9 protein-coding genes and 1 pseudogene are annotated in these 7593 nt (G+C 28.5%); 6 read left to right on the plus strand and 4 right to left on the minus strand.

All coding sequences use genetic code 11. The features are described from left to right. The first annotated feature begins 203 nt into the window (after positions 1 to 203). From AB2369_RS09455 to AB2369_RS09465, 3 genes are all read left to right on the plus strand, one after another. Positions 204 to 470: a hypothetical protein gene (locus AB2369_RS09455; RefSeq protein ID WP_367666238.1), complete on the plus strand. Its 267-nt coding sequence runs from the start codon at positions 204 to 206 to the stop codon at positions 468 to 470. A 91-nt stretch (positions 471 to 561) separates the two neighbouring features. Further along, positions 562 to 1065 carry an N-acetyltransferase family protein gene (locus AB2369_RS09460; RefSeq protein WP_367666239.1) on the plus strand — a complete coding sequence of 168 codons (504 nt, stop codon included), beginning with the start codon at positions 562 to 564 and terminating at the stop codon, positions 1063 to 1065. Positions 1066 to 1181: 116 nt separating this feature from the next. After that, positions 1182 to 1877 (plus strand): class I SAM-dependent methyltransferase, encoded by a 696-nt coding sequence (locus AB2369_RS09465; RefSeq protein ID WP_367666240.1) that lies wholly within the window; start codon positions 1182 to 1184, stop codon positions 1875 to 1877. 88 nt (positions 1878 to 1965) lie between these two features. Here the strand turns inward: AB2369_RS09465 and AB2369_RS09470 are convergent, their stop codons facing one another. Continuing rightward, positions 1966 to 2646 carry an alpha/beta hydrolase family protein gene (locus AB2369_RS09470; protein ID WP_367666246.1) on the minus strand — a complete coding sequence of 227 codons (681 nt, stop codon included), beginning with the start codon at positions 2644 to 2646 and terminating at the stop codon, positions 1966 to 1968. Between the two features lie 276 nt (positions 2647 to 2922). Between AB2369_RS09470 and AB2369_RS09475 the strand changes: the two genes are divergently transcribed. After that, positions 2923 to 3444, plus strand: coding sequence for a GNAT family N-acetyltransferase (locus tag AB2369_RS09475; protein WP_367666241.1), 522 nt, complete (start codon positions 2923 to 2925; stop codon positions 3442 to 3444). A gap of 133 nt (positions 3445 to 3577) precedes the next feature. Here AB2369_RS09475 and AB2369_RS09480 read toward each other — a convergent pair whose 3' ends face one another. The 3 genes from AB2369_RS09480 to AB2369_RS09490 are packed head-to-tail and all read right to left on the minus strand — an operon-like array spanning position 3578 to position 6137. Beyond that, positions 3578 to 4363 (minus strand): ABC transporter permease, encoded by a 786-nt coding sequence (locus AB2369_RS09480; protein ID WP_367666242.1) that lies wholly within the window; start codon positions 4361 to 4363, stop codon positions 3578 to 3580. After that, positions 4350 to 5120: an ABC transporter ATP-binding protein gene (locus AB2369_RS09485; RefSeq protein WP_367666243.1), complete on the minus strand. Its 771-nt coding sequence runs from the start codon at positions 5118 to 5120 to the stop codon at positions 4350 to 4352. Before AB2369_RS09485 ends, AB2369_RS09480 begins: the two co-directional genes overlap by 14 nt. A 3-nt stretch (positions 5121 to 5123) precedes the next feature. After that, positions 5124 to 6137 carry an ABC transporter substrate-binding protein gene (locus AB2369_RS09490; RefSeq protein ID WP_367666244.1) on the minus strand — a complete coding sequence of 338 codons (1014 nt, stop codon included), beginning with the start codon at positions 6135 to 6137 and terminating at the stop codon, positions 5124 to 5126. A gap of 299 nt (positions 6138 to 6436) precedes the next feature. On the opposite strand from AB2369_RS09490, the gene AB2369_RS09495 reads away from it, so the two are divergent. Together AB2369_RS09495 and AB2369_RS09500 are read left to right on the plus strand one after the other, a co-directional pair. Beyond that, positions 6437 to 7315, plus strand: a complete 879-nt coding sequence (locus AB2369_RS09495; protein ID WP_367666245.1) for an ABC transporter ATP-binding protein — start codon at positions 6437 to 6439, stop codon at positions 7313 to 7315. A 3-nt stretch (positions 7316 to 7318) separates the two neighbouring features. Then, positions 7319 to 7593 (plus strand): annotated as a pseudogene (locus AB2369_RS09500) (ABC transporter permease); the annotation flags it as partial.

The following is a 7593-nucleotide window of genomic DNA, read 5'->3' on the forward strand; positions in this document are numbered from 1 at the left end:
CAAATCTTAATTTACAGAAAATTATTGAAATTTTGTTGGTAATTAAGATTGCTACAATATATTATTGCCATAAATATGTATTTTAAGGAATAGAATGAATCTTCCTTCAGATGGTATTCTTTCTACTATTTGAAGGTTAGATGAGTTATGACAGAGGAGATTCTAAAATATTATAAAGATAATTATAATGAGGATAACATAATATGTACAAGATTTTAGAAATAAACAGTAAAGTAATAAATACTTTATTTTATGGAATAACTCAAAAAGAATTAAGAAAAATTATAGATGAATTAGAAGTTAAAACTATATATAATATAGGTACAGATGGAATAGGTTATATGATAAAGGACAAAATAAATTTTTCAAGTGAGGAGAGTTTTAATAAGTGGCTTAAATATCACTTTGAAACCTGTGAAGATGATAGTATACTAGGACATAGTCTTCATGTATTATATTTTGGAATATAGGCTTAAAATAGACTAAGTTAATATAGATTTTATAGGGAAATCACATTTTTATAGGAAAGTTTATTGTGAAGAGCAGAAGGAGGAGATATAGATGCTTTATATCCGTTATGCCACTGTAGAGGATGCAAGAGTATTAGGAAGGATACATTGTTATTCTTGGAAAGCGGCGTATAGAAATATAGTTCCAGATAATGTATTGGATAAAATAAGTGAAGAGAAAAGATATGAGCGATTTAAGAAGGCTCTAACTGAAGGCTTGGAAGAAGATGCTATTCTATTTGAAGAAAACATTGCTGTTGGGTTTATTTGTATAGGTAAATGTAGAGATAATGATATGGACGACACCTGTGGAGAGGTTTGGGGAATATATTTACTCCCAAGCTGCACTAGAAAAGGTATGGGTTATGAGCTTATGAAATGGGGATTAGAGGAGCTTAAGAAGAAAGGCTTTAAAAAGTCTACTCTTTGGGTTCTTGAAGAGAATCAAAGTGCAATAAATTTCTATGAAAAAATGGGATTTAGATATGAAGGAACTACTAATGATATAACCATAGGAAAAGTATTAAAAGAGTGTAGATATGTAAAAGAGCTTTAAGTATTACAGGAGTTAATCCTTAGATTAGGTCAAATTTGTATATAAACAATATATTATAAGGGTTTATTGAGAGGAGTAATTCAAAAGTTTGATAATGGAGGATAAGTTAAACTATCATGAATAAAGAGCAATTTGATAAATATAATGAAACTAAACTTTATTGGAATGATGTATTTAAAAATTGTACATTATATGACCCTTTTGAGGAGATAAAGATAGAGACACTACCGGAAAGAATACTAGAAGATGCTTTAGATGCTATGGAACTAAAAGAAGGACATGTACTAGATTTTGGATGTGGGACAGGTAGGTTTGGATTTAGAGCTTTATGTAAGGGGGGCGAAAAAGTAACATTAGTTGATATATGTGATGAGTCAATAAAACTTATAAAAAATATAGCATTAAAAAATGAAATTTCAAATAAATGTAATATATTATTAGGGGGTATAGAAAGGCTTAGGGAATTAAAAAAAGAAAGTTTTAATGGTGTAATTCTTAGTAATATAATTGATAATATAACTCCCTTAGATAGGGAAGAAGTAATAAATGAGGTTATAAGATTATTGAAACCTAATGGAAGACTTTTCATTAAATTAAATCCTTATATAGATAATGAGAAAATAAAATTATGGGAATTTAATAAGCTAGATGAGGATTTTTATAAGGAGAAAAGTGGATTATATTTTTGGAATTTAACTAAGGAAAAAGCAGATAATTTTTTTAAAAGGAAATTTAAAATTTTAAGATATGAAGAAATATATTATAAAGATTACAATCAATATAATAGAATTTATATTTTAGAAAAATTATAGTAAAAAGCTATTTTCATTAGTAGCTTTTTACTATTTAAGTTCTTAAATCTATATATTATATAGACTTAGAACTTAAAATTCATATATCTTATAGATATTTCTTAAACCAATTACAAGCACTTTCTAGCATTTCAGGTATTACAATATGACCAGTATCCTTATACTCAATTATTTTAATTAATTCTTTTTGTGTATATGTCTCTTTTAATTGATTATAGGATTTTTTAACAACATCTATGGGGATGAGGTTATCCTTTTCACCATTTAACATTAATAATGGAAAGTCTATTGATCCTTTAGAGCTTAATGGGTGAATATTTTTCATGTAATTTTCTAATTTTATTATTTCTTCATTGGCGAAGAAGAGATTTTTATCAGAGATGTTATTTATGTATCTTCTAACGAAGGTTATCCAACAAGGAGAGCCATTAATAGGTACAGCAGCTTTTATATTTGATTTTCTTTCTTTTAAAATATTATAGTAAATAGTATGGGCACCCATGGAAATACCCATTAATCCAATTCTATTTAAGTCACCATAAATATTATCTTCATAGGAGTTAGAAATAATATTTATGGACTTAGTGGTTTCTAAATAACATTTTAATAGATTATCAATATTAAAATCTTTTGTATTATCAATAGATTTTAATTCACCATGTCCATAAGCATCAAAGAGAGTGACGAAGAAACCTTTCTTAACAAAGTCATAGGCTTTTTCTATATGTTTTTCTTTTTTACCATTACCACCATGCAGAATTATAATAATTGTTTTTTTTCTTTTGAGCTTTGATCATACATATCTAATATAGGTATCCCTTGTAATTTTCTATCTTTAATAATTACTTTCATAATGTCACCTCCCAAATTTTACAATTAATCTATACTGTAAATATATAACAGTATTATAGTTATATATTTACATTTTAGTTAATTATGTATATAGTTAATAAGAGATAATCTCTTATTAATTTTGAGAGGAAATACATATATTGAATTTTTTACACGTTACATCTTAGAGAAAGATTAAGAGGAGAGTATTTATATGAATATTAAATTAAGAGATTTAAAATCATCAGATAGAGAGTATTTCTTTTTATGGATAAAGGATAAAGAGGTTATAAGATATTCTTTATCTATATTTCAGAAAATGAAGAGTGATAATGAGATATCACATTGGTTTGATATGCTTTTATTAGAGAAATCTTCTTACAATAAAGCAATTGTAGATAAAGAAAAGGAAAAGTTAATAGGATATGCTGGAATAGCAGGAATCAGTGAAACAAATTTATCAGGAGAATATTTTATATTCATCAGTGATAAATCCTATTATGGAAAAGGTATTGGAACATTTGTAACTAAAGAAATTGTTAAAAATGGTTTTCAAGACTTAGGACTTAATAGAATCATGCTTACTGTTTCAGAGGAAAATATAGGAGCAGTTAAAGCATATACTAATGCTAACTTTAAAACAGAAGGAGTTATGAAACAAGCGTTTTACAGGGATGGAAAATTTCATGATAAAATTATTATGTCAATTTTAAGAGAAGAATGGATTAATGAATAATTAAATGTAAAAAACTATGCTAGATAAAAGAATTAGCATAGTTTTTTTATTGTATAAATAGCTGTAATATTTTAGTGTTATACATCTAAATTAAAACAATTACTAAATTAATAGTGAATTTTTATATTATTATTTAAGATACTTTTTTCTCAATCCATGCTACTAATACATACATTAAATAAGCTATTATAGATAGTATAACTATACTCATCATTACCATATCTAATTGAGAAATCTGACCACCATATACAATGATAAAACCTAGTCCTTCTTTAGCTACCAAGAACTCTCCCATAATAACTCCAACCCAAGATAGACCTACGTTTATTTTTAAAGCAGACATTAGAGTTGGAATAGATGCTGGTATTATTAAATGCTTTAGAGTTTGAAGCTTATTAGCACCAAAGGTTTTAAGAAGTTTTATTTTATCTTCATCTACTTCATTAAATCCAGAGAGAACAGAGATTATAGTAACTACAATGGATATAAGAAGAGCTATTATAATTATTGAAGAAGTTCCATTACCAGCCCAGAAAATTATAATAGGAGCTAAGGCTATCTTTGGAAGAGCATTTAAAACTACCAAATAGGGTTCAAGAACCTTAGAGATAAATTTAGACCACCAAAGAATCACTGCAATCAGCGTTCCAAGGATAGTACCCAATAGAAAACCAAGTATGGTTTCATAACAGGTAATGAAAATATGTCTAAATAAGGTTCCATCATTATAAAAAGAAACTAAGGATTTAACCATTCGTGAAGGACTAGAAAATAAAAATGGATCTATCCACTTGAAATAGGCACATATTTCCCAAAGGGCTATAAATATAACAAGTATTCCAACTCTAGTTAAGGTTACAAGAAGATTATTTCTTTTAACTTCTTTTAAATAAGTCTCATGAGCTTTACTTACCTTCATTTAAATCAAGCTCCTTCCAAATAGTATTAAAGTAAGCTCTAAATTCTGGAGCTTCTCTTCTTTTGAGTGGAGTGGAATATTCTTTGGAAAATCTAATATTCACTATTTCTTTTATAGTAGCAGGACGTTTTGACAAGATTATAACCTTAGAAGAAATAGAAACTGCTTCTGATATATCATGGGTGACCATAATAGCAGTTTTGCCTTCCATTTTTATAATATTATATATTTCATCACTAACTTTCAATCTGCTTTGGTAGTCAAGAGCGGAGAAAGGTTCATCTAAAAGCAGGATGGAAGGATTTAAAGCCAGAGTTCTAATTAAGGCAACCCTTTGTCTCATACCACCAGAAAGCTCTGAGGGTTTGTGATGTTTAAAGTTCTTTAATCCATAATTATTTAAGAGAGCATGGAGCATTTCTTCCTTTTCTTTAGTTAGTTTCTTTTGAATTTTAAGACCTAAGGATACATTTTGAAATACATCAAGCCAAGGGAAGAGATGATCTTTTTGAAACATATACCCAAGATCTTCATTATGACCATGAATTTCTTTACCTTTAAGGAGTAAAGTTCCCTCAGAAGGCTTAATAAGACCACAGATTATATTAAGAAGAGTAGATTTACCACAACCAGAAGGGCCAACTATGGATATAAATTCTCCCTCTTTAATGGAGAAGGAAATGTTCTTTAAAGCTTCAACTTCTCCTTTTTCAGAGTGATAGTTCATGGATATATTATTAATATTCATTAAATCCATAGTTTATTTAACTACCTTTTCAGAGAATTTATTAGTAACTAATTTATCAAAGGAAGGTCTACTAGGAATTAAGTTACTATCATAGGACTCTATTATATCCATAAGTTTATTCATCTCTTCTTCTTTAATAACTGGGGTTTTAGAGAAAGCATCTATATCCTTATAATTTTTAAGAACATTAACTATTATATCCCTATCTGTACCAGGGAAAAAACTTTCAATAGCCTTTGCTATTTCTTCGTTAGAGGTCTCAAGAATCCAAGTTTGTCCCTTATATATAGCTCTTGTGAATGCTTCTATCAATTCACCATTTTCTTTTATATAACTTTCTGTTGCAAAGAAACCGGTGTAAGGAATATTACCAGCAGACTTACCAATAGATTCTACAATATGAGAGGACTTGTCCTTCTCCAGCATAGAAGCTGTAGGTTCAAAGAGTGCCACATAGTCTCCTGTTCCAGCCTTGAAGGCTCCAGCTGTGGCGGTGAATGCAATATTTGTAATTATATCAACATTCTTCTGATTTTCAATACCGTTATTTTTTAGAACATATTCAAGGGTCATTTCAGGCATACCTCCAGGTCTTCCACCTATAATGGTTTTGCCTTTTAAATCACTCCATTTAAAGTCTTTATCTTCATTTCTTCCAACTAAGAATGAACCATCCTTTTGAGTTAATTGAGCAAAGATTATAGGAAGGTTATCCTTCTTTTGATTGTGGATGTAAATAACCTGCTCAGGACCACAAAAGCCTATATCAGCACTACCACTTATAACCTGCTGCATAGTTTTGTCAGCCCCCTGACCCGTGGAGAGTTCTATATCTATACCTTCATCTTTAAAATATCCATTATTAATAGCTGCATACATAGGAGCATAGAATACAGAACGAACAACTTCATTAAGTCTAACTTTTTTTAGGTCTTTATTGTTTTTATTTTTACATGCAACAAAAGATAGTGTAGTTATCAGAATAAGTCCTAAAGATATTAAGGACTTTAAAGTTTTTCTTTTCATCTACTTTCCTCCTTTGGTTAATTAATAAATATAAGGGTTCTGTTGTAAAATTTGTTTCAATCTATAATATGAAGGAATATGGCTTTGTGTTAAGAATAAGTTTTTAACAATAATCATAAAAAGATAAGGTTTAATTAAGGTTTAGATTATAAATAGATAAGGTTAGTATTGCAAAATTAATGTGTAGGGTTCCTAAATTATACCCATGAATTTTATTTTGTGACCTTATGTCTTTAAGCAATGTATAAATTAAGAAGTGACATGGAAACCCTATATATTCAAATTAAGGAGGCAAAACTATGAATAGACTTGAAATAATAAATTTAACAAAAACATATAAGCATAAAAATGCAAATGAAAATATAAATTTAACCCTTGATAGTGGAGTATATGGATTATTAGGTCCTAATGGTGCTGGGAAGACAACACTTATGAAGCAAATAGTTACTCTTACTAGGCCTACAAAAGGAAAAATATTATATAACGAAAAAGATATAATATCCCTAGATGAGGAGTATAGAAAATTAATTGGCTATTTACCACAGGATTTTAATACATATAAAAACTTTAGTGCTAAAAACTTTTTATTATATATAGCAGCTCTTAAAGGCATAAAAGATCCTAGGAAAAAAGTAGATGAATTATTAGAATTAGTTGGATTATATGAAGTGAGAAATAAATATGTATCAAAATTCTCTGGAGGGATGAAAAGAAGGGTTGGTATAGCTCAAGCATTACTTAATGACCCTAAAATATTGATTTTAGATGAACCAACAGCAGGATTAGACCCTCAAGAAAGAACTAGATTTAGAAACTTATTATCTCAAATAGGTAAAGAGACTATAGTAATACTTTCAACCCATATAATATCAGATATAGAATCCATAGCAAAGGAAACCATAATGATAAAAGATGGTAAGGTAATCTTAAAAGCAACCCATGGAGAAATATTAGATTATATGCTGGGAAAAGTATTTAAAGTAGTAACTACAAGTGAAGCAGAGGTATTAGAAATACAGCAAAAGTATAAGGTTAATATTAAGCGTGGGGCACAGGATATAGAGCTTAGAATTATAAGTGATGTTATGCCAAAGTGTTTCAATGTTAAGGCTATAGAACCTAGGTTTGAAGATGTATATATGGCTTATTTTGAATTAGAAGATGCTAGAGAGGTATAAGAAATGAAGTCAGTTTTAAAGCTAGAATTAAAAAAGATATTAAATAAAAAGGGGACACTTATAATGTGGGCTATTACATTATTCTTAGCCTATGGAGTCATTGGAGAGGTTTCAGTAAGTGAGACCTATGCAGATATATTTAATAAATTTTATTTATTTGCTCCTTTAATGGGAATAATAATGTTTATGATTTTTTCAGATAGTTATATAACTGAATATGATTGTAATATGAACAATCTTATTAAAACAACTATAAATGGTAAAAAAGAGGTCGTATT

Origin of the sequence: Clostridium sp., from assembly GCF_040797585.1 — a bacterium.
In the GTDB taxonomy this organism is placed as follows: Bacteria; Bacillota; Clostridia; order Clostridiales; family Clostridiaceae; genus Clostridium_Z.

Bases quoted from the DNA above. Each gene is read 5' to 3' on its own strand.
- AB2369_RS09455 (WP_367666238.1), top strand. From the start codon at position 204: ATGTACAAGATTTTAGAAATAAACAGTAAAGTAATAAATACTTTATTT.
- AB2369_RS09460 (WP_367666239.1), top strand. From the start codon at position 562: ATGCTTTATATCCGTTATGCCACTGTAGAGGATGCAAGAGTATTAGGA.
- AB2369_RS09465 (WP_367666240.1), top strand. From the start codon at position 1,182: ATGAATAAAGAGCAATTTGATAAATATAATGAAACTAAACTTTATTGG.
- AB2369_RS09475 (WP_367666241.1), top strand. From the start codon at position 2,923: ATGAATATTAAATTAAGAGATTTAAAATCATCAGATAGAGAGTATTTC.
- AB2369_RS09480 (WP_367666242.1), bottom strand. From the start codon at position 4,363: ATGAAGGTAAGTAAAGCTCATGAGACTTATTTAAAAGAAGTTAAAAGA.
- AB2369_RS09485 (WP_367666243.1), bottom strand. From the start codon at position 5,120: ATGGATTTAATGAATATTAATAATATATCCATGAACTATCACTCTGAA.
- AB2369_RS09490 (WP_367666244.1), bottom strand. From the start codon at position 6,137: ATGAAAAGAAAAACTTTAAAGTCCTTAATATCTTTAGGACTTATTCTG.
- AB2369_RS09495 (WP_367666245.1), top strand. From the start codon at position 6,437: ATGAATAGACTTGAAATAATAAATTTAACAAAAACATATAAGCATAAA.